Below are 20,697 nucleotides of genomic sequence, written 5' to 3' on the forward strand. Positions count from 1 at the left end.
TTAGCATGTCAGCAGAAAATTTATTAGTAGAAATTGGCACTGAAGAGTTGCCACCGAAAGCACTTCGTAAACTTGCTGAGTCGTTTGCTGAGAACTTAGCAGCTGAGCTTGCAAGCTTAGAATTAAATCATCAAGGCGTTAACTGGTACGCATCACCACGTCGTTTAGGCTTACGTGTTACTGCACTTGAAGCAAAACAAAGTGACAAGGTTGTAGAAAAGCGTGGTCCTGCAGTTGCAGCCGCTTTTGATGCCGATGGTAATCCAACTAAAGCAGCAATGGGCTGGGCTCGTGGTTGTGGTATCGATGTAAGCGATGCACAAACACTAGAAACAGATAAAGGCGCTTGGTTATTACATAAAGCACAGGTTGAAGGTCAAGCAACTACATCGCTTATGAGTGATGCAGTAAACAAAGCACTTGCTAAATTACCTATCCCTAAACCAATGCGTTGGGGTGCAAATAAAACACAATTTATTCGCCCAGTACACACAGCGACTATTTTATTTGGTAGCACGCTGATCGAAGGCGAAATACTTGGTAAGCAAGTTGGCAACCAATTACAAGGTCACCGTTTCCATCATCCAGAAAAAGTAACAATCAACCACGCTGATGATGTGTTTGATGTGCTGAAATCTGCTTACGTTGTCGCAGACTTCGAAGCGCGTAAAGCACAAATTCGCGAACAAATTGAAGCAGCAGCTAGCGCTGTAAATGCAAAAGTAGCTATGGATGAAGACTTACTTGAAGAAGTAACATCCTTGGTTGAATGGCCAGTAACGCTGACTGCAACATTCGAAGAAGCATTCTTAGACGTTCCTTCAGAAGCGCTTATCTATACCATGAAGGACGACCAAAAGTACTTCCCGTTATTAGACCAAGATGGCAACTTACTTAACAAGTTCCTATTTGTTTCAAATATCGAAAGTAAAGACCCAAGCGTGGTCATTGCTGGTAACGAAAAAGTTGTTCGTCCTCGTTTAGCGGATGCGCAGTTCTTCTACGAAACAGATAAGAAGAAAACGCTAGAGAGCCGTTTAGAATCGCTAGATACCGTTTTATTCCAAAAGCAACTTGGTACGCTGAAAGATAAATCTGAGCGTATTAGTGAACTTGCCGGTTACATTGCTGAGCAATTAGGTGCCGATGCCGAGCTGGCTAAGCGAGCAGGTTTATTAAGTAAAACAGACTTAATGACCGAAATGGTTATGGAGTTTACCGACGTACAAGGTGTAATGGGTATGCATTACGCTCGTCACGACGGTGAAGCAGAAGAAGTTGCACTCGCGCAAAATGAACAATATATGCCTCGCTTCGCGGGCGATAACTTACCAACAAATGTGATCAGCTGTGCGGTCGCAATTGCTGATAAGTTTGATACGCTGGTGGGTATTTTTGGTATTGGTCAAGCGCCAAAAGGCGACAAAGACCCATTTGCACTTCGCCGTGCAGCAATTGGTGCATTACGCATCATGGTTGAAAAATCATTACCGCTAGATATCTTAGACCTTGTTGCTAAGTCACAAACGTTATTCGGTGAAAAGCTAACAAACCTAAATGTATCAACAGATGTGTTTGAGTTTATGTTAGGTCGTTTCCGCGCATGGTATCAAGATGAAGGTATCGAAGTTGATGTCATTCAAGCTGTGCTAGCTCGTCGTCCAACTAAACCAGTTGATTTCGACCGCCGTGTTAAAGCAGTAAGTCACTTCCGTACATTAGACGCAGCAGAAGCGCTTGCAGCAGCAAATAAACGTGTAAGTAATATCTTGGCTAAAAATGACATCACAACACAAGGTGATGTGAATGAGAGCCTATTAAGCGATGACGCAGAAAAAGTATTAGCGTCACACGTTGCTAAGTTTGCAACTGAGCTTGCACCTTTATATGCAAATGGCGATTACCAAGAAGCATTATCACAACTTGCGGGTATCCGTGAGAGTGTTGATAACTTCTTCGATAACGTCATGGTAATGGCTGATGACGAAGCGGTTAAACAAAACCGTTTAGCATTGTTAAGCCAACTAAGCCGTCTGTTTTTAGATATTGCTGATATTTCTGTACTTCAGAAGTAAGCAGTAGCCAATTAATAAAAGCCAGCTCAGTGCTGGCTTTTTTGTAGCATAAGGAACAGTAATGAAACGTGTAATTACTTTAGCATTAGCAGGCTTATTAACAGCCTGTTCTAGCCAAATGCAAATGCCAAGCATTGACGATATTCTGCCAAGTAAAGAGCTTGACCGTACTATGTATTTACGTGGTGATTTTACTTTGTGGGATGCCGAGCCGCAGTATCAATTAGAGCAAGTTGCACCGGGCATATTCCAAACCGACGTTAAGTTTTCAACACCAGGTAAGGTTTATGAATTCAAAGTGGCGGATGCTGATTTTAGCGAAGGCTATAATTGTGGTTACAGTGATATGGACCCAGCAGGGCAATCATTGGTTCTAGGCCAAGCCGCCAATGCAGATTGTAATACCATCTACAATTATTTCAGCTTTAAACCCGCTGCAAAAGGCGTATATGTAGTGAGCTTTGATTACCGCAATAGTAATCAACCAAAAGTGACAGTAACTCGAAAGTAAAGCTCTGTGCTGGGTAGGTTGGGTAGAGCGAAGCGAAACCCAACGCATACACTCACCTTGAAGGTTAGCTGGGGTATCTAGCTCTGCAACGGATTAGCTATCGGGAGTGTTCGATATATCGCAGAAAATAAGTACCTCTAACACGTTGGGTTTCGTTGCTCTAAACTCAGCCTACACTGATTAGGTTAGATCAAAGCGAAACCCAAACTCTAATCAATCTTCATATAGATTAAATGCGATATCTAACTCATCATCTGACAAATTAAAAGCAGAAGACTTACTCAATTTCCTATAAGACGAAAATGGCCAGTCTTCAACTTGATTCACGTATTTATGTTTCACAGGGTTGAAGTAAATATAATTAATATGGTTCACTAGGTCTTGCTCGTCCTTTATATAATGCTCCCAATACCGTCTCTGCCAAATACCTCGTTCACATTTCTGAATGCGACTAGGCGATTTATGCTCGCAATTATTTAGTTGTCTAGAAAAATTAGACTTAATTAATCGCCACCGTTTTGCATAATCACAATCTCCAACAGGTAATTGCCAAATAGCGTGTAAGTGATCTGGAAGAATGACAATGGCAAGCGTTTTAAAAGGATGTGACTTAGCCACACTTTTATAAGCTGAACGTAGCAAAGTGATGTTTGAAGTTAAAAGTGCTGAGTTTCTTTGCGCAATCGCTAGAGTAAAGAAATAGGTGCCACCGGGGATTAATACTCTTCTGTATCGCATACATTCATCCTTGAATGTTAAATGATAAGAGTAGCTTAATTTCGATTAAAAGTTGAATTTCACGAACTTTAATTTGTTGCCATCATCTTGCGATAACGTTGGGTTTCGCTTCGCTCTAACCAACCTACGAGCTCGTTATAACCCTTTCTTCACCAAGTATCGATACGGTGCTTGTTCTACATCTTTAGCCACAAGTGTGTGATCCATAAAAGTACAAAAGCTTGGGATATCGCGGGTGGTTGATGGGTCGTCGGCGATGATAAGTAAGGTTTCGCCATCTTTCATTTTTCGTACTGCACCACGCACCATCATCACGGGTTCTGGACAACGAAGGCCAAGTGCATCTAATTGGTGATCGGGATTATCAAAACTCATGGCTGACCTTTTAGGTGAAAGAGACGATTAATAAGCGGCTATTTTAACTTTCTATTGCCGCCAGTTTCAATAAGTGAAAGCAAAGCAAATAAAAAAGGCGCACTGAGCAATTCAGTGCGCCTTTTTATCACCAAGATGTTTGGTGTGAGCTCGTTATTCTACGCGCTCAAATACAGTTGCAATACCTTGGCCTAAACCAATACACATAGTTGCTAGGCCGTATTTAGCGTTCTTGTCTTCCATTAGGTGAACAAGCGTTGTGCTAATACGTGAACCAGAACAACCAAGCGGGTGACCAAGTGCAATTGCACCACCATTTAGGTTAACTTTTTCATCTACCACATCCATCAGACCTAGGTCTTTTAATACTGGTAGAGATTGTGCTGCGAAGGCTTCGTTAAGCTCTGCAACATCGATATCGTCAATAGTGATACCTGCTTGTTGAAGTGCTTTTTGCGATGCAGGAACAGGGCCGTAACCCATGATTGATGGATCGCAACCTGCAACAGCCATTGATTTAATACGCGCACGAATTGGTAAACCAAGTTCTTTTGCTTTCTCTTCGCTCATTACAAGCATTGCTGATGCGCCGTCAGAAAGTGCAGAAGAAGTACCTGCGGTTACGCTACCTGATGCTGGATTGAATACAGGGCGAAGTTGCGATAAACCTTCAACAGTTGTCTCAGGACGGATTACTTCATCGTCTTCAACTAAGATTAAAGAACCATCTGCATCGTGACCTTCCATTGGCAGGATTTCACGACGGAAACGACCTTCAACAGTTGCCGCGTGTGCACGTTGGTGTGAACGGTAAGCAAATTCGTCTTGTTGCTCGCGGCTAATGCCGTGTAGCGTAGCAAGGTATTCTGCAGTTAAACCCATTACGCCAGCAGCTTGTGCTACAGACGTTGATAAACCTGGGTGAAAATCATTACCGTGAGTCATAGGTACGTGACCCATGTGCTCAACACCACCAATGATGTAGGTATCACCAGCGCCAGTCATAATAGCGCGTGCTGCATCGTGTAATGCTTGCATTGATGAACCACATAAACGGTTAACTGTGACAGCTGGTACTGAGTGAGGGATACCGGCTAGTAGTGCTGCGTTACGAGCAATGTTAAAACCTTGCTCTAAAGTTTGTTGTACACAGCCCCAGTAAATATCATCAATTGATGCTGGATCAACGGCTGGGTTACGGTCTAACAAACCTTTCATTAAGTGAGCACTTAAATCTTCCGCACGCTTGTTTTTGAATACGCCGTTCTTTGAACGACCCATTGGTGTGCGGATACAATCTACGATTACTGGATTATTCATGTTTCTTATCCTTCCACCTTATAGAATACACGGCCTTCTTCGGCCCACTTGCGAGTTTCATCTGATACTTGGTAAATCGCACCTAAGTGAGCGTATTTGTCTGCTGTTGCAACAAAGTTCGCTAAACCAGTTTGATCTAAGTAACGGAATGCACCGCCTCTAAATGGAGGGAAACCAATGCCGTAAATTAGCGCCATGTCAGCTTCTTGTGGTGACGCTACGATACCTTCTTGTAAACAAAGTAGTACTTCGTTGATCATCGGGATCATACAACGGTCAATGATTTCTTGTTTATCGAAATCTTTAGGTGCATCAGTAATAGCACTCAGTAACTCAGTTGCTGTAGCATCTTTTGCTTTTTTCAGGCGACCACGACGGTCTGGCGCATATTGGTAGAAACCAGCACCATTTTTCTGACCAAAGCGTTTTTCGTTTGCAAATACAGTAACAGGGTCTTTATCTTGGCGAGCCATACGCTCAGGGAAACCGTCAGCCATTACACCAGTACAGTGGTAAGCTGTATCGATACCTACAACATCAAGAAGATAGGCAGGACCCATTGGCCAACCAAATACATTTTCCATCACTTTATCAACTTTAGTGAAGTCAGCACCTTCAACAACAAGTTTGCTGAAACCTGCAAAGTAAGGGAATAGTACGCGGTTTACAAAGAAACCAGGGCAGTCGTTTACAACGATTGGTGATTTACCAAGTTTTAATGCGTAATCAACAACGGCATTAATTGTTGCTTCTGATGTTTTTTCACCACGAATGATTTCTACTAATGGCATTTTTGGCACTGGGTTAAAGAAGTGCATACCACAGAAATTTTCTGGTTTTTCAAGTGCCGATGCTAACTCGTCAATACGAATTGTTGAGGTATTTGAAGTTAGGATAGTGCCCGCTGGTAAGTCTTTTTCAAGGCCCGCAAGAACAGCTTGCTTCACTTTAGGGTTTTCAACCACAGCTTCAACAACGATGTCTGCGCTTTGTAAGTCTGCATCGTTTAGCGTTGGCTTGATCTTGCCTAAGGTAGCAACCATCTTATCCATCGTCATATGGCCACGTTGTACTTTTTTGCCAAGTAGCTTAGATGCTTCACCCATACCTAAATCAAGTGCATCTTGGTTGATGTCTTTCATGATAATAGGTGTGTCTTTATAAGCAGACTGGTATGCAATACCACCGCCCATAATACCTGCACCTAATACAGCAGCTTGTTTGATCTCAAGCTCACTGTGTTTAGCTTGCTTCTTCGCTTTACCTTTAATGTATTGGTCAGCTAAGAAAATACCTGTTTGCGCAGCAGCTTCGCTTGTTGCTGCTAATTTAGCAAAGTTAGCGTTTTCAATCGCCATTGCTTCAGCGCGTTCACAGTTTGCCGCAGCTTTGATTGTTTTTACAGCCATAACAGGTGCTGGGTAGTGACCTTTTGTCTGACCCATTACCATGCCTTCCGCCATCGCAAAGCTCATACCTTGCTCAACACGGTTCATTTTCAGTGGCTGTAATTTTACTTGTCGTTTTGCTTGCCAATCTAGCTTGCCAGCAATTGCTTGCTCAAGTGTTGCAATACTTGACTCTAAAAGTTTGTCAGCACTAACTACTGCGTCAAATGCACCTACCTTTAGGGCATCAGCGGCGCGGTTTTCTTTACCTGTAGTGATCCATGTCATCGCATTATCAGCGCCAATAAGGCGTGGAAGGCGAACAGTACCACCAAAACCAGGCATAATACCTAGTTTAACTTCAGGTAGGCCAATTTTAGCGTTAGAGCTAGCAACGCGGTAATCGGTAGCAAGTGCCCACTCACATCCACCACCAAGCGCCATGCCGTTTACAGCACTTAGCGTTGGGAAAGGTAAATCTTCAATTGCATCAAAAACGTCAGTTGCATTTTTGATCCATGCAACAAGTTCTTCTTGAGGCTTAGTGAAGGTAGGTAAAAATTCGAAAATGTCGGCACCGATAATGAAATGATCTTTATCGCTGGTGAACACCATGCCTTTGATATCTGAGTTTGTTGCCAATTCTTTTAATGCTAAAGCGCAATCTTGCAAGGTTTGCTGCGAAAGTTTATTTACTGAGCCGTCTGCACAGAACTTAAACTCGGCGATGTTGTCCTTGATGAAAGCAACTTCAAATGAATCGCTTTTATATAACATTATTATTCTCCCTAGTTTATTAACTAAGACTGGTACGATGAGTTTGCATTTCAATCAGTGTGCTTGCTTTAAAATGAAAATGCAACGAAAAATTTACTACGCTTTATCGCGATTGGTTAAAATATAGCTGGTTTGGTGCTAAGGTGTAGCAGAAGTTTTTTGTTATTAATTCTTTAATTTTTGTTAAAGGTCATCATGAAAAAACAACTCTTTGGTTGGACAGCTGCCGCATTACTTTTTCCTTTTTTTGCAGCTGAAGCCAACGATAAACATGACGCTTTTTTAAAAGCAGAAAAAAAGGCGCGTTACGGTGATTATCAAGACATGAAAGAGGCGGCAAATGGGCTTGATCACCCATTGAAACCTTATGTCGAAAAGGCTTATTGGCAACGAAACCCAAGCCTTAAACACCAGACCGAAATCGAGGACTACCTCAATGTTTACCAAAACACGCCATTAGAGTGGCCTGTGCGTAAGGCATGGCTTAATTATTTAAAAAAGTATAATAAAAAAGCGGCTTATATTCGTAACTACCGCGAAACAAGCAATAACGAATTAACTTGTCCTTATTTAAGTTTTCAATTGGACTTAGGTGCCCCTGAAAAAGCCATCATGAACCAAGTAACAGATTTATGGGTGGTAGGAAAATCTCAGCCAAAAGAATGTGATGAGTTGTTCTCACTTTGGAAGAAAAAAGGCTACCAGACCGAAGAGCGAGTTTGGCAGCGTATTAGCTTAGCTGCCGAAGGAGGCTCATCGAGTTTAATTCCATATTTAAAAACATTATTGCCTCGTGCTGATCAATATTTAGCTGATTTATATTTAAAGGTACGCAAAGACCCAAGTGCTTCGGCGGGTCTTTATCGTTATAAGAAAAAGTCTGCTAAAGAAGGGCAAATCGCGATTTATGGTGTGAAGCGCTTAGTATGGCGAGATAAAGACCTTGCATTACGTGCATGGGAAAAACTCGAAACCATGTTTAATTACACTGACGAGCAAAAAGCAGACGTTTACTACAGCTTTGCGTTATCGCTTGCCTCAAGCGGTCATCAACAAGCACGCTTTTGGTTAAATAAGGTGCCTAAAGAACGCCAAACTCAAAAGTTAATGCAATGGCAACTTGGTAATATGCTAGAGAGGCAAGATTGGTCTGGCATAGTGGCGTTTTTCACAGGTAAAGAAAACTTGAGCCTTGGTCAGCAATATTGGCTGGCGTATAGCTTAAATCAACGTGGTGAAGTCGAACGTGCTCGTGAGATTTGGCAAACAGTGGCTAAAGAGCGTGACTATTACGGCTTTTTAGCGTCTGCACGCTTAGGTGTTCCGGTTAGCTTAAATAATAAAGAAATTAATATAAGTAACAAGTTAAAGCTTGAGGTGGCCAATGCCCCTGGCTTTAAGCGCGCTCGCGCTTTGTATGAGCTTGAGCGTTTTACTTCTGCGCGTCGTGAATGGAATTATTTAACGGATACATCAACCAAAGAAGAAAAGCTCGCTGCGTCTTTGCTTGCTGCTGAACTTGATTGGTATGACAGTACCATCTACACCTTAGCGCAAATAAAAGAGTGGGACTATGTCGACTTACGTTTCCCATTTGCATTTAAGAATGTGTTTGCCACTTATAGTAGTCGTAGCCATATTGATGTCGCTTGGAGCATTGCAATTTCACGCCGTGAAAGCTCTTTTGCACCGGATGCGCGTTCTCATGCCAATGCCCATGGTTTAATGCAGTTGTTGCCAAGCACTGCTAAATACATGAATAAGAGCTCGGTATCACGAAAACAGTTATATCAGCCTCGTACTAATATTCGTCTTGGTAGTGAGTATTTGCAGTATTTGAAAAAGAAAAATCATGGCAACGAAATCCTAGCAACGGCTTCTTATAATGCGGGCTACCATCGTATTAAACGCTGGATCCCTGAGCAAGCTATGCCAGCAGAGCTGTGGATTGAGTTAATTCCTTATACAGAGACACGAAACTACGTTAAGAACGTGTTCGCTTACAGGCAGGTTTATCACACTCGATTAGGACGCGATGGCAATGTTCTAGCGCCAATCCTTGATATGTCGATGGGTGGTTAAACTCGATTTGCCACACTATTCTCCCTCAGTTGGGGGATAGTGCTGGCTATGATAGACTTCTAACAAGTTAAATTTACTAAAGATGGGTTTACTATGGATAAATTAGCGGTGCTATACGCCGAACATATTGCAACCTTGCAACAACGCACTCGTACAATTACAGAGCGTGAAGGTTTAGAAGGGTTAGTAATTCACTCAGGTCAGGCTAAACGTCAGTTTTTAGATGACATGTATTATCCGTTTAAGGTGAATCCGCAATTTAAAGCTTGGTTACCAGTGATCGACAATCCACATTGCTGGATTGTGGTTGATGGTGCATCTAAGCCGAAACTGATTTTTTATCGTCCTGTCGACTTTTGGCATAAAGTGCCTGACGAACCACGTGATTTTTGGGCTGAGTATTTTGATATTGAATTATTAGTACAGCCAGATCAGGTAGAAAAACTGCTTCCTTATGATAAAGCTAAATATGCTTATATCGGTGAATATTTAGAAGTAGCGCAAGCACTGGGCTTTAGCATTATGAATCCAGAGCCAGTGATGAACTACTTGCATTTTCATCGTGCTTATAAAACACAATACGAGCTTGAGTGTTTACGACAAGCTAACCGTATCGCGGTAGATGGCCATAAAGCAGCACGTGATACGTTTTTTGCTGGTGGTTCAGAGTTTGATATTCAGCAAGCTTACCTTATGGCTACCCGCCAGAGTGAAAACGAAATGCCTTACGGTAATATCGTTGCACTAAATGAGAACTGTGCAATTTTACATTACACGCATTTTGAACCTAAAGCGCCGCAAACGCATCATTCTTTCCTTATTGACGCTGGTGCAAACTTTAATGGTTATGCTGCTGATATCACACGTACTTATGACTTTAAAAAGTCAGGTGAATTTAGCGACTTAATTAAAGTAATGACTGAGCATCAAATCGCTTTAGGTAAAGCATTAAAGCCAGGTCTGTTATACGGTGAATTGCATTTAGATTGTCACCAGCGTGTAGCGCAAGTACTAAGCGACTTTAATATTGTGAAATTACCAGCCGCTGAAATTGTGGAACGTGGTATTACGTCGACGTTCTTCCCGCATGGTCTTGGTCACCACCTTGGTTTACAAGTTCACGATATGGGTGGCTTTATGGCTGATGATACAGGTGCGCACCAAGCACCACCAGAAGGTCATCCTTTCCTACGTTGCACTCGCTTAATCGAAAAGAACCAAGTATTTACTATTGAACCTGGTTTATACTTTATCGACTCGTTATTAGGTGACCTTGCGCAAACTGACAACAAACAGTTTATTAACTGGGAAAAAGTTGAAGCGCTTAAGCCATTTGGCGGTATCCGTATTGAAGATAATATTATCGTTCATGAAGATAGCCTAGAAAACATGACGCGTGATCTACACTTAGATTAACGATAAAGGTTCGTGAATATCGGGGCCAATAGGCCCCATTTTTTTAGATAAGCAATTATGTCTGAATACCAATATCCGGCTGAGCCGGTTTTTTACCAAGAAGAAATCAAAAAAAGCACCTTTATTGTGCATATTGCCCACACTCCTGATCTTGCGGCAGCAAAAGCCTTTATTAAAGAAATTCAAGATAAATACAGCGATGCTCGTCATAATTGCTGGGCACATGTTGCGGGTAACCCTGGTGGCAGTCATGTGTATGGTTTTTCTGATGATGGCGAGCCTAATGGCACGGCTGGTAAGCCAATGCTTAATGTATTAACAGGTTCTGGTATTGGTGAAATTACAGCGGTGGTAACCCGTTATTTCGGGGGCATCAAGCTTGGTACAGGTGGGCTAGTTCGCGCTTACGGCGGTAGTTTAAATAATGCCATGCGCGAGCTTAAAACCATTACCAAGGTACCGAGTGTTGAGCTGGTTGGCCAAAGTGATTACAGCGTACAAGGTGCAATCGAGCAGTTATTAAAAAATCAGTATCAGGTGCTTAATATCGAAAAACAATTTGCAGAGAACATCACTTGGCAAATTGAAATCGATAGCCGTCAGGCAGAGCAAGCGATTGCTGATATCCATGAATTGACTCATGGCGGAGTGAGCCTAAAAGTCAGAAAAGTTTGAAATGTAAAAATAATACATTCCGTTTACTTACAATTAAGGCTGTAAGACAATAAACTGTATTAGCTAAACATTTAATAAGAAAGCGATACGCCTAGATGCAATTTCGTACCATAATAAAAATTCTCGGCCAGCTGGTGGCGTTATTTAGTATCACTATGGTGCCACCGGCACTGGTGTCTTTGATCTACAAAGACGGTGGTGGTGTGCCATTCGTTCTCGCTTTTATCTTTAGTGTTGTAATTGGTTTAGCGGCTTATTATCCAAACCGTCATGAACATGGTGATCTTAAAGCCCGTGAAGGCTTCTTGATAGTGGTCTTGTTCTGGTTAGTACTAGGTACCTTCGCAGCGGTGCCTTTAGTGTTCTTACAAGAACCTAACCTCTCCCTAGCTGACTCCGTATTTGAGGCCTTTTCTGGGCTGACAACGACAGGGGCTACCGTACTTACGGGCATAGAATACCTACCTAAATCAGTGCTCTTTTATCGCCAGCAACTGCAATGGCTAGGTGGCATGGGGATCATCGTACTCGCGGTCGCGGTACTGCCTATGCTAGGGGTCGGTGGCATGCAGCTATACCGTGCAGAAACACCTGGTCCGGTTAAAGACTCAAAAATGACACCGCGTATTGCCGATACTGCAAAGCACCTTTGGTATATCTATGTATCGCTGACGATTGCCTGTACGCTTGCATACTGGGCTGCAGGGATGGATTGGTTTGATGCAATATGTCATGCATTCTCTACGATTGCGATTGGTGGCTTCTCTACCTACGACGCATCAATGGGGCAGTTTGATAGCCCATTAATTAACTTTATCTGTGTCGTGTTTTTACTGATTGCAGCCATTAACTTTTCGCTGCACTATGCAGCTGTATCGTCACGCAATATTCGTGTTTATTTACGCGACCCTGAATTCAAAGTGTTTTTATTGATTCAATTAGCATTGGTCATTGTCTGCTTTACTGTGCTGTCATCAAATAATATTTATGCCGATGGTGATGAGACTCTCGACCAAGCCATGTTCCAAGCGGTTTCAATGAGTACAACCGCGGGATTTGCGACTGATAACTTCTCAGCATGGCCGCTGTTCCTACCTATTTTACTTATCTTTTCAAGTTTTATTGGCGGCTGTGCCGGATCTACCGGTGGTGGTATGAAGGTCGTGCGGGTGTTCTTACTTTACCTACAAGGTATTCGTGAACTTAATCGTCTAGTGCATCCGAGGGCTATTTATTCAATTAAATTAGGCCGAAAAGCACTCCCAGATAAAGTTGTAGAAGCCGTTTGGGGCTTTTTCTCAGCCTATGCGTTAGTGTTCGTCATTATTATGTTGGCGCTGATGGGCACCGGTATGGATAACATCAGTGCATTCTCAGCAACCGCTGCTTGCTTAAATAACTTAGGCCCTGGTTTAGGTGAAGTCGCCGCTCATTACGGCGCGATTTCTGATACGGCAAAATGGCTACTTACTATTGCGATGGTATTTGGTCGTTTAGAAATATTTACTTTATTAGTGTTATTTACCCCAACGTTTTGGCGAGGGTAAACGGCGGATAACTCTCTAGGAATGGAGATCAAAAAGTGCCAAAAACCCAAAAACAATTAAATTTAGAAAAGTTAACCTGTATTCCTGCTGGTAGCTTAGTTGATGTGGAAATTATCACACCAACAAATAGTAAGCGTGTGAAAACAGAGTTTATTGGCTTGATGAATGAGCAATACATCATCTTAAATTACCCTTCCTCAAAGCGATTGGCGAACGGCAGTGATTTCATCAAAGACGGTGTGATGGTGATTATACGGGCTGTGCTCGAAGCGGGTGGTGGGCAAGTGATTGCTTTTCGTCAGCAAATAAACGCCTTATCATCGCACCCTTATCGCTTAATTTTTCTCGACTTTCCTCAGCAAGTGCAGCTTTATAGCTTGCGTAGTGAAGCGCGTATTCCTACTTTATTCCCTGCAAACTTAGTGATTTCGGAGCAAAAATTGGCAGGGCTTATTAAAGATATTTCTGTGACAGGTGTGCAGTTTGATATTAATAGCAAGGAGGACTTAAGCGCTTTTAAAGGACAAAGCTGCCAAATCACCCTAAGTAAACGTGAGTTTAGTGGCAAGGTATGCAGCGTACGCAAGCGAGCGGGTGGCTTTATGTTTGGTGTGCAACTTGATACCAGTGAAGATGAAATGAAAAAATTCATGGAAGAGCACTTAATTGACCTTTCAGTGTTGGATAGTTAATGCCAATTCGCCATTTTGCAACAAAATGGCTATTTTCCTCAATTTAACCCTACAGATATTAAAATTATTTTATAAATAAATTTAAATAACCAATTAAATCAATGTATTACTAATTAAATTAATTTCGATTTTTTTCTTTAAGTTTTGTTGTTCAGATAGAGTTTATTTTCCAATCCCTAACTTTTCTGTTTTCTAATCCGAATTAATCGCTATTGTCTCCATTTTAATCTTTGTAACTTATTGATTTTAAAGGTGACAAAAAACCAACCACCGAGCTTGTTGCAAAACAGCAACAAATAAATCGCGTTATTTCCCCCTAATTCTCGGTATTTTAATTTAATACACTGATTTTATTGTTCTTTTTAACTTTGGCATCGAAGTTGAAATAGTCTTAGCGAACACAGAGAAAAACTGATTCAGGAACATATCCTTTATCACAGTTGAGACAACATTGAAGGAATAGTGATTATGAAAACGTTACACAAAACTTTAGCACTTGTAGCTCTTGCAACTTCATCTGCAGCATTTGCCGCTGACTTTGACACATTAGATGTTAATGGTGATGGCGCAATCAGCAAAAGCGAAGCATCTGTAAGCGAAGCATTAATGAGCCAATTTAAAGAGCTTGATACAGACGGCAACGGTGAGCTGTCAAAACAAGAGTACTCAAAAGCTTAATTTCATTGTAAGGACGCACTGAAAAGGATTTCTAACTCAAGACAACACATTTTGAAGGAATGACATTATGAACACAGTAAATAAAACACTAGCACTTATGGCACTTGTATCTTCATCTGCAGCATTTGCGATGAGTGACTTCGATACCTTAGATGTTGATGGCAATGGTGTTATCAGCCAAAGCGAAGCATCGGTAGATGCAGAGCTTATGAGCAAATTCAGTAAACTAGACACTGACGGTAACGGTGAGTTATCGAAACAAGAATTTTCAAAAGCTTAATGTGATTAAGCAAAACCAGTTTATTTAGCTGATTAGTTCTGAGCTGCCAAAGACAGCCTAAATGGATAAGGGAATCCATGACAAAGGACAACACTGGAAGTGTGATCAGCTAACACTTTTAATATTGAAGGAATATGATTATGAAAACAGTAAACAAAACATTAGCTTTAATCGCACTTGCATCATCATCAGCAGCTTTTGCAGCATCTGACTTTGACACTCTAGACGTTGACGGTAATGGCGTGGTTAGCAAAAGTGAAGCAGCCGTTGACGCAAAAATTATGTCGCAGTTTAAAACACTAGATGTGAATGGCGACGGCGTTCTTACTGAAGCTGAGTTCTCTGAAGCCGAATAACTGAATTAGTACGTAGTTATACCAGTTTCCACTAAGCAAGGATCTCAGAAACGGATTTCACTCTTTTAAAATTTAAGGTAGTTATTATGAAACAGTTAAGCACAACAATCGCAATTTTAGCACTAGCAACATCATCAGCAGCCTTTGCACAAGGCGTAAGCTTTGCAACGTTCGATACCGACGGTGATGGTGTGATCAGCAAAGAAGAAGCGTCTGCAAATATGCAGCTTGAAAAGTTATTTCCAGAGTTAGATAGCGATGGTAATGGCGAACTTTCAAAAGAAGAGTTTGCTCAAATTCAGTAGAATCTTTTAGAAAAGTTAGGTACTTTCACTTCAAGAGTCGTAAAGCAGCTGTCATGGCTGCTTTTTTCGTTTATAAGCGTTCGTTTACAAGAAGATAGCACTTACTTGGAATAGCTTTTCAACAACTGTAATGTGCTTTTTATCAATCAAGAACATGATAACGTGGTCGCCAGACTGAATAACGGTATCGTCATGGGCAATCAGCACATCATCGTTACGTACAATTGCACCAATGGTAGTTCCAGCTGGTAGCTTAATATCAGCAATTGCTCGGCCAACAACTTTAGATGTATGCTCATCACCATGAGCGACAGCTTCAATAGCTTCTGCTGCGCCTTTACGTAACGAATAAACATTAACAATGTCACCACGGCGAACGTGTGTTAGTAGTGCTGAAATAGTGGCTTGCTGAGGCGAAATAGCAATATCAATCTCACCACCTTGTACTAAGTCTACATAAGCGCCACGCTGAATAAGCACCATGGTTTTTTGTGCGCCCATACGCTTTGCCAGCATCGCAGACATAATGTTTGCTTCATCATCATTGGTAACAGCAATGAAAACATCTACTTGTTCAATATGTTCTTCAGATAACAGTTCTTGATCAGAGGCATCGCCACAAAATACGACGGTGTTATCAAGCATTTCAGAAAGCTGTGCTGCACGCTCTTTATTGCGCTCAAGCAGCTTAACGCTGTGGTTTTTCTCAAGTGAACGCGCAAGGCCCGCACCGATATTACCACCACCGGCGATCATGATCTTTTTGTATGAACGTTCGAGCTTTTGAAGTTCATTCATGACTGCGCGAATATGCTTTGTTGCAGCGATAAAGAACACTTCATCGTCCGCTTCGATAACGGTTGTGCCAAGTGGTTTAATCGCTTTACCTTGACGATAAATAGCCGCTACCCGGGTTTCGACATTCGGGATGTGCTCTTTCAAGGCTGAAAGTGCATAACCCACCAGCAAACCACCGTAATAGGCTTTCACCGCAACCAGCGATAACATGCCATCGGCAAATTGTAATACCTGTAAAGCACCCGGATAGTCGATTAAGCGACGAATATACTTAGTTACCAGCGCTTCAGGAGCAATGTAGTGATCAACAGGTAAGTCGTCATTATGAAATAGCTTTTCACGGTACTTTAAGTATTGCTCTGAGCGAATACGGGCAATTTTGGTTGGTGTGTTAAAAATACTATAAGCAACTTGGCAAGCAACCATGTTCACTTCATCTGAACTGGTTACGGCAATAATCATATCGGCGTCTTCTGCGCCTGCGCGACGCAATACATCGGGATGCGCACTGTGACCGGTAACACCTTGTAAGTCGTACTTATCTTGTAGCTCTCGCAAACGGTTACCGTCGATATCGACAACGGTGATCTCATTTTGCTCACCTACGAGGTTTTCTGCCAATGTGCCACCAACTTGTCCGGCACCGAGTATGATTATTTTCATAGCTTGTTCTTATTAGTGTTTTTTAACTAGCTTTGCGTAATAGAAACCGTCACTTTCACCAGGCAGTAATTGCAGACCAGGTAAAGTAGGGGTGTCGTTTTCATGCAAAGGTATGTGTTCAGCACTTTGATTATTGGCAAGGAACTTCGCAACTTGTTGTTGGTTCTCTTGCGGTAATACAGAGCAGGTCGCATAAACTAACGTACCACCAGGCTTAAGTAGAGGCCAAATGCTATTTAGGATATCGCCTTGTAAGTTAGCTAGATCTTCAATATCAGATGCACGACGTAACCACTTAATATCAGGGTGACGACGGATCACGCCAGTTGCTGAACAAGGCACATCAAGCAAAATACGGTCGAATTGCTGTTCATCCCACCAGATATGGGGTTGTGAAGCATCGGCACATTGTAGATCGGCAGCCAAGCCAATACGCACTAAGTTTTGTTTAACACGTTCTAGACGCTCGCTGTCGCTATCTAGTGCTAATACGTCAGCGTCGGCCAGTTCTAGGATATGGCACGTTTTACCACCTGGCGCTGCACACGCATCTAAAATGACATCATCATTTTGTGGATCTAAAAAGCGTGCTGCTAATTGTGCCGCTGCATCTTGAACTGAGCAGGCACCGGTATCAAACTCTGGTAATGCGTATACATCACACGGTTTAGCTAGTTTAATACCATCAGGAAAATCAGCATTAAGGGTATGCTCAATATCATTTGCTTTAAGCATCTCGCTGTATTCTTGGGTGCTGTACTGCGCTTGGTTTACACGTAACCACATAGGTGCTTGCAACTGATTCGCTTCAAGAATTTCTTGCCAGTTATCAGGATAAGCTGCAGTAACTTGTTTGATAAACCAACCTGGGTGGTTAAATTTGCAAACAGGAATTTGCTTTGCTTTTTCTTCAAGCTCAGCTTGCTCACGTTGGAAACTGCGTAAAATCGCGTTAATCAGACCTTTTAAACCCAGTGCGCGCATTTGCTGAAGCGCATTAACCGTTTCGCTGATTGCTGCATGAGGTGGTACACGCATATGTTGAAGTTGGTAAATACCCACATACAACAAGAACTGGAAAATACGGCGCTTACCTTTTAGTGGTTGATCTAAAAGTTGCTGGCAATAATTTTCTAGGCTAGGTAAATAGCGCAGCACACCGTAGCAAATTTGTTGTAGTAAGGCTTTATCTTTCGGCGATAAACCCTGGCTTGCAAAAGGTAGCTCTTGATTAAGCGACGCGCCTTTATCGACTACGTTGTAAAGGGTTTCAGCAGCAAGTGCTCTTACATTACTCATTGCTTTGACCTAATACTGAGCCAGGCTCGACCCAATCACTGCGACCATTTAAAAAGTCAGTAACAGCCATTGGTTTTTTACCTTGCGGTTGAAGAAGGGTGATTTTAAGTGCATCTTGCCCACAGCCAACAGTAATACCTTGCTTATCAGCAGCAATGATTTTACCGGCTTGTGCAGTTTGCGATACAACTTCGGCTTGCCAAATTTTTACTGTTTGTCCTGCCATTTCGGTAAAACAAACAGGCCATGGATTAAAAGCGCGGATATTACGCTCAATTTGCGCAGCATCCATTGACCAATCAATATTGGCTTCGTCTTTTGATAACTTTTTAGCGTAATTAGCTTGTGCGTCATCTTGCTTTTCTGGAGTGATTTCACATGCAGCAAGACGGTTGATTGTACTGATCAGTGCATCAGGACCCAATGCAGCTAATTTATCGTATAAAGAGCTACTGGTTTCTGTGCTATCAATTGGGCAACGGCTGATATGCAGCATGTCGCCTGTATCTAAGCCTTCATCCATTTGCATTATTGTTACACCGGTTTCGTTGTCACCAGCCCAAATAGCACGTTGGATCGGTGCAGCACCACGCCAGCGCGGTAAAATAGAGCCATGCACGTTTAAGCAGCCTAAGCGCGGTGCATCTAAAATCGCTTTTGGTAACAGTAAGCCGTACGCCACTACAATCATAATATCGGCGTTCAGGCTGGTAAGCTCTGCAAGCGCTTCATCTGATTTGAGTGATTGCGGTTGAAATACAGGTAAATCATGAGCAAGTGCCAGCTCTTTAACTTCACTGGCTTTTAGCTTTTTACCTCGGCCCGCTGGGCGATCTGGTTGGCTATATACACCAACAATGTCGTGCTCTGAGTCAATCAGTGCTTGTAAATGGCGCGCAGCGAAATCCGGCGTACCAGCAAAAATAATGCGTAATGGTTGTGTCACAGATATTCCTATTGATTAACTTATGATTTAGCAGCCAGCTTAGCTTCTTTCTCAAGCTTTTTACGGATACGTTGGCGCTTTAAAGGCGATAGATAATCAATAAATAGGGTGCCTTTAAGGTGATCAAGCTCATGCTGAATACAAATCGCTAATAGCTCGTCAGCGTCTAGGCTGAATTCTTCACCGTTTTCATTTAGCGCTTTAACAGTGACTGTTTCTGCGCGGTCAACTTTTGCATATGAATAAGGAACTGATAAACAGCCTTCTTCACTCACCGTTGAACCATCTTTTTTGGTGATTTCTGGGTTGATTAACACTAACGGTTGGTCGCGCTCTTCAGATACATCAATCACCACAATGCGCTGGTGGATATCTACTTGCGTTGCTGCTAAGCCGATACCGTTTTCGTCATACATAGTTTCAAGCATGTCTTTGACGATTTGACGAACTTCATCGTTTACTTCTGGCACTTCTTTCGCGATTGTACGTAAACGCTCATCCGGAAATCTTAAAACTTCTAACCTAGCCATAGTTACCTTTTACACTTGTGATTCATTTAGGGTATTGTATGCTCTTATTTTAGCCATTCGTGTTCACCTTTAACAGGTTTTGGTTGATAATAATCGAAAAACAACACAAGGAAGCCAAATGAGATACCCACTAGTTGCGGCTTTGCTAGCCTTTAGCAGTGCTTTTCCTGCAATTGCTGATGTGTTAACAATAAAAAAAGATGCGCCAAAACAATACGTTGTAAAAAAGGGCGACACACTTTGGGATATTTCTGGTGTGTATTTAGATGAGCCTTGGCAATGGCCTGACTTATGGCAAATGAATCCACAAATTGCGAATCCACATTTAATATACCCGGGTGATGCGCTCACTTTAATTTACGATAAAGACGGAAATCCTCGTTTAGTTAAAAATGCGCGTTATAAAAAACTCTCTCCAGAAGGGCGAATCACTCCAAAAGGCAAAAATGCAGTGCCTACCTTACCATTGGAATTATTACGCCCATATTTAAGCTATGAGCAAGCGATTAGTGCCGAAATTATTGCTGATAAACCCTATATTTTAGGCGCTAGTGTTAATACTAAAATGAACACCTTGGGGCATACACTCTATGTTAAAGGTGACCTGCATTTAAATGAAGCGTATGGGGTTTATCGAAAAGGAAATGACCTTGTTGATCCAAAGACCAATGAAGTATTGGCGAATAAAGCTGAGCTTGTGGCGATTGTTCGCTCATTTAGAAGCGGTGATGTAGCAAATGGCGTTCCTGCCTCAGTTAAGGTTGAGCTAGTAAAACAAGAAATTAAGCCGCATGACTTTTTAATGCCAGCAATGGAAGGGCAGATGTTGCCTGCCTATTTCACAATGAAACGTCCAGACACGGCTTTAGATGGCACGATAATCGCGTCAGCTAATGAAATGCGTGAATTTAGTACCATGGATATTGTTGTACTAAACTTAGGCTCGGACCAAGTGAAACCGGGTTTCGTCCTCGATATTCAACGTCAATCACCAGAAGTGTATGACGGCCGCAATGGTCCTCGCTACCGCGAAGACTCTAACAGCCTTGAGAAATTCATGACTGACGCAAATGAGCTGTTCGGTATCGAAAGTGACGAAGACAGTAGTGTATGGCATATGCCAAAGGAAAAAGTCGGTGAACTAATGGTGTTTAAGGTATATGACAACGTTAGCTACGCATTGATTGTGAAAAATCAGCACCCGATCCGAGTTGGAGATTATGCAGTTATAAACTAACTCACAATT

At 42.1% G+C, this 20,697-nt stretch carries 20 protein-coding genes; 12 read left to right on the top strand and 8 right to left on the bottom strand.

Features of this window, described 5'->3' with window-relative positions:
- Positions 1–5: 5 nt before the first annotated feature.
- Both glyS and IRQ78_RS18905 read left to right on the top strand, forming a co-directional pair.
- A complete protein-coding gene (gene glyS / locus IRQ78_RS18900) occupies positions 6–2,075 on the top strand; it encodes a glycine--tRNA ligase subunit beta (protein ID WP_138618662.1) in 2,070 nt (689 codons plus the stop codon).
- Positions 2,076–2,136: 61 nt separating this feature from the next.
- A complete protein-coding gene (locus IRQ78_RS18905; RefSeq protein ID WP_054554787.1) occupies positions 2,137–2,586 on the top strand; it encodes a hypothetical protein in 450 nt (149 codons plus the stop codon).
- 213 nt (positions 2,587–2,799) lie between these two features.
- On the opposite strand, the gene IRQ78_RS18910 is transcribed toward IRQ78_RS18905, so the two are convergent.
- The 4 genes from IRQ78_RS18910 to fadB all read right to left on the bottom strand — a co-directional run bounded on the left by IRQ78_RS18910 (position 2,800) and on the right by fadB (position 7,184).
- Positions 2,800–3,324 carry an REP-associated tyrosine transposase gene (locus IRQ78_RS18910; protein ID WP_194442920.1) on the bottom strand — a complete coding sequence of 175 codons (525 nt, stop codon included), beginning with the start codon at positions 3,322–3,324 and terminating at the stop codon, positions 2,800–2,802.
- Positions 3,325–3,459: 135 nt separating this feature from the next.
- Entirely contained in the window at positions 3,460–3,699 is a 240-nt protein-coding gene (gene tusA / locus IRQ78_RS18915) for a sulfurtransferase TusA (RefSeq protein ID WP_054554785.1), read from the bottom strand.
- A 153-nt stretch (positions 3,700–3,852) separates the two neighbouring features.
- Positions 3,853–5,019: an acetyl-CoA C-acyltransferase FadA gene (gene fadA / locus IRQ78_RS18920; protein ID WP_054554784.1), complete on the bottom strand. Its 1,167-nt coding sequence runs from the start codon at positions 5,017–5,019 to the stop codon at positions 3,853–3,855.
- 5 nt (positions 5,020–5,024) lie between these two features.
- Positions 5,025–7,184 carry a fatty acid oxidation complex subunit alpha FadB gene (gene fadB / locus IRQ78_RS18925; RefSeq protein ID WP_194442921.1) on the bottom strand — a complete coding sequence of 720 codons (2,160 nt, stop codon included), beginning with the start codon at positions 7,182–7,184 and terminating at the stop codon, positions 5,025–5,027.
- A 195-nt stretch (positions 7,185–7,379) separates the two neighbouring features.
- Between fadB and IRQ78_RS18930 the strand changes: the two genes are divergently transcribed.
- The 9 genes from IRQ78_RS18930 to IRQ78_RS18970 all read left to right on the top strand — a co-directional run bounded on the left by IRQ78_RS18930 (position 7,380) and on the right by IRQ78_RS18970 (position 15,215).
- Entirely contained in the window at positions 7,380–9,266 is a 1,887-nt protein-coding gene (locus IRQ78_RS18930; RefSeq protein ID WP_166339776.1) for a transglycosylase SLT domain-containing protein, read from the top strand.
- A 93-nt stretch (positions 9,267–9,359) separates the two neighbouring features.
- Positions 9,360–10,682 (top strand): Xaa-Pro dipeptidase, encoded by a 1,323-nt coding sequence (gene pepQ, locus IRQ78_RS18935; RefSeq protein ID WP_054554781.1) that lies wholly within the window; start codon positions 9,360–9,362, stop codon positions 10,680–10,682.
- 57 nt (positions 10,683–10,739) lie between these two features.
- Positions 10,740–11,357 carry a YigZ family protein gene (locus IRQ78_RS18940; protein ID WP_194442922.1) on the top strand — a complete coding sequence of 206 codons (618 nt, stop codon included), beginning with the start codon at positions 10,740–10,742 and terminating at the stop codon, positions 11,355–11,357.
- A 95-nt stretch (positions 11,358–11,452) separates the two neighbouring features.
- Positions 11,453–12,904: a TrkH family potassium uptake protein gene (locus IRQ78_RS18945; protein WP_054554779.1), complete on the top strand. Its 1,452-nt coding sequence runs from the start codon at positions 11,453–11,455 to the stop codon at positions 12,902–12,904.
- A 35-nt stretch (positions 12,905–12,939) separates the two neighbouring features.
- Positions 12,940–13,596: a flagellar brake domain-containing protein gene (locus IRQ78_RS18950; RefSeq protein ID WP_187490738.1), complete on the top strand. Its 657-nt coding sequence runs from the start codon at positions 12,940–12,942 to the stop codon at positions 13,594–13,596.
- 468 nt (positions 13,597–14,064) lie between these two features.
- Complete coding sequence (locus IRQ78_RS18955; protein WP_054554777.1) at positions 14,065–14,274, top strand: EF-hand domain-containing protein; 210 nt, start codon at positions 14,065–14,067, stop codon at positions 14,272–14,274.
- A 67-nt stretch (positions 14,275–14,341) separates the two neighbouring features.
- Positions 14,342–14,554: an EF-hand domain-containing protein gene (locus IRQ78_RS18960; protein ID WP_194442923.1), complete on the top strand. Its 213-nt coding sequence runs from the start codon at positions 14,342–14,344 to the stop codon at positions 14,552–14,554.
- Between the two features lie 140 nt (positions 14,555–14,694).
- The gene (locus IRQ78_RS18965) at positions 14,695–14,910 is read left to right on the top strand and encodes an EF-hand domain-containing protein (RefSeq protein WP_054554775.1); all 216 of its coding nucleotides are present in this window, start codon (positions 14,695–14,697) and stop codon (positions 14,908–14,910) included.
- An 86-nt stretch (positions 14,911–14,996) separates the two neighbouring features.
- Positions 14,997–15,215: an EF-hand domain-containing protein gene (locus IRQ78_RS18970; protein WP_054554774.1), complete on the top strand. Its 219-nt coding sequence runs from the start codon at positions 14,997–14,999 to the stop codon at positions 15,213–15,215.
- A gap of 84 nt (positions 15,216–15,299) precedes the next feature.
- Here IRQ78_RS18970 and trkA read toward each other — a convergent pair whose 3' ends face one another.
- Genes trkA through def form a run of 4 tightly spaced genes read right to left on the bottom strand, consistent with a single transcriptional unit; the run spans position 15,300 to position 19,451 of the window.
- Positions 15,300–16,676 (bottom strand): Trk system potassium transporter TrkA, encoded by a 1,377-nt coding sequence (trkA, locus tag IRQ78_RS18975; protein ID WP_054563775.1) that lies wholly within the window; start codon positions 16,674–16,676, stop codon positions 15,300–15,302.
- Between the two features lie 12 nt (positions 16,677–16,688).
- The gene (rsmB, locus tag IRQ78_RS18980; protein ID WP_054554772.1) at positions 16,689–17,975 is read right to left on the bottom strand and encodes a 16S rRNA (cytosine(967)-C(5))-methyltransferase RsmB; all 1,287 of its coding nucleotides are present in this window, start codon (positions 17,973–17,975) and stop codon (positions 16,689–16,691) included.
- A complete protein-coding gene (fmt, locus tag IRQ78_RS18985; protein ID WP_194442924.1) occupies positions 17,968–18,921 on the bottom strand; it encodes a methionyl-tRNA formyltransferase in 954 nt (317 codons plus the stop codon). Before fmt ends, rsmB begins: the two co-directional genes overlap by 8 nt.
- Positions 18,922–18,941: 20 nt before the next feature.
- On the bottom strand, positions 18,942–19,451 hold the full coding sequence (gene def / locus IRQ78_RS18990) for a peptide deformylase (protein ID WP_054554770.1): 510 nt from the start codon (positions 19,449–19,451) through the stop codon (positions 18,942–18,944).
- A 118-nt stretch (positions 19,452–19,569) separates the two neighbouring features.
- Between def and IRQ78_RS18995 the strand changes: the two genes are divergently transcribed.
- Entirely contained in the window at positions 19,570–20,688 is a 1,119-nt protein-coding gene (locus tag IRQ78_RS18995; RefSeq protein WP_054554769.1) for a LysM peptidoglycan-binding domain-containing protein, read from the top strand.
- The last annotated feature ends 9 nt before the right edge of the window (positions 20,689–20,697 follow it).

Origin of the sequence: Pseudoalteromonas simplex (assembly GCF_015278155.1) — a bacterium.
GTDB classification, from domain to species: domain Bacteria; phylum Pseudomonadota; class Gammaproteobacteria; order Enterobacterales; family Alteromonadaceae; genus Pseudoalteromonas; species Pseudoalteromonas simplex.

Bases quoted from the DNA above. Each gene is read 5' to 3' on its own strand.
- trkA (WP_054563775.1), bottom strand. From the start codon at position 16,676: ATGAAAATAATCATACTCGGTGCCGGACAAGTTGGTGGCACATTGGCA.
- fadA (WP_054554784.1), bottom strand. From the start codon at position 5,019: ATGAATAATCCAGTAATCGTAGATTGTATCCGCACACCAATGGGTCGT.
- glyS (WP_138618662.1), top strand. From the start codon at position 6: ATGTCAGCAGAAAATTTATTAGTAGAAATTGGCACTGAAGAGTTGCCA.
- IRQ78_RS18960 (WP_194442923.1), top strand. From the start codon at position 14,342: ATGAACACAGTAAATAAAACACTAGCACTTATGGCACTTGTATCTTCA.
- IRQ78_RS18910 (WP_194442920.1), bottom strand. From the start codon at position 3,324: ATGCGATACAGAAGAGTATTAATCCCCGGTGGCACCTATTTCTTTACT.
- def (WP_054554770.1), bottom strand. From the start codon at position 19,451: ATGGCTAGGTTAGAAGTTTTAAGATTTCCGGATGAGCGTTTACGTACA.
- IRQ78_RS18930 (WP_166339776.1), top strand. From the start codon at position 7,380: ATGAAAAAACAACTCTTTGGTTGGACAGCTGCCGCATTACTTTTTCCT.
- tusA (WP_054554785.1), bottom strand. From the start codon at position 3,699: ATGAGTTTTGATAATCCCGATCACCAATTAGATGCACTTGGCCTTCGT.
- IRQ78_RS18965 (WP_054554775.1), top strand. From the start codon at position 14,695: ATGAAAACAGTAAACAAAACATTAGCTTTAATCGCACTTGCATCATCA.
- IRQ78_RS18945 (WP_054554779.1), top strand. From the start codon at position 11,453: ATGCAATTTCGTACCATAATAAAAATTCTCGGCCAGCTGGTGGCGTTA.
- rsmB (WP_054554772.1), bottom strand. From the start codon at position 17,975: ATGAGTAATGTAAGAGCACTTGCTGCTGAAACCCTTTACAACGTAGTC.
- fadB (WP_194442921.1), bottom strand. From the start codon at position 7,184: ATGTTATATAAAAGCGATTCATTTGAAGTTGCTTTCATCAAGGACAAC.
- IRQ78_RS18940 (WP_194442922.1), top strand. From the start codon at position 10,740: ATGTCTGAATACCAATATCCGGCTGAGCCGGTTTTTTACCAAGAAGAA.
- IRQ78_RS18995 (WP_054554769.1), top strand. From the start codon at position 19,570: ATGAGATACCCACTAGTTGCGGCTTTGCTAGCCTTTAGCAGTGCTTTT.
- pepQ (WP_054554781.1), top strand. From the start codon at position 9,360: ATGGATAAATTAGCGGTGCTATACGCCGAACATATTGCAACCTTGCAA.
- IRQ78_RS18955 (WP_054554777.1), top strand. From the start codon at position 14,065: ATGAAAACGTTACACAAAACTTTAGCACTTGTAGCTCTTGCAACTTCA.
- IRQ78_RS18905 (WP_054554787.1), top strand. From the start codon at position 2,137: ATGAAACGTGTAATTACTTTAGCATTAGCAGGCTTATTAACAGCCTGT.
- IRQ78_RS18970 (WP_054554774.1), top strand. From the start codon at position 14,997: ATGAAACAGTTAAGCACAACAATCGCAATTTTAGCACTAGCAACATCA.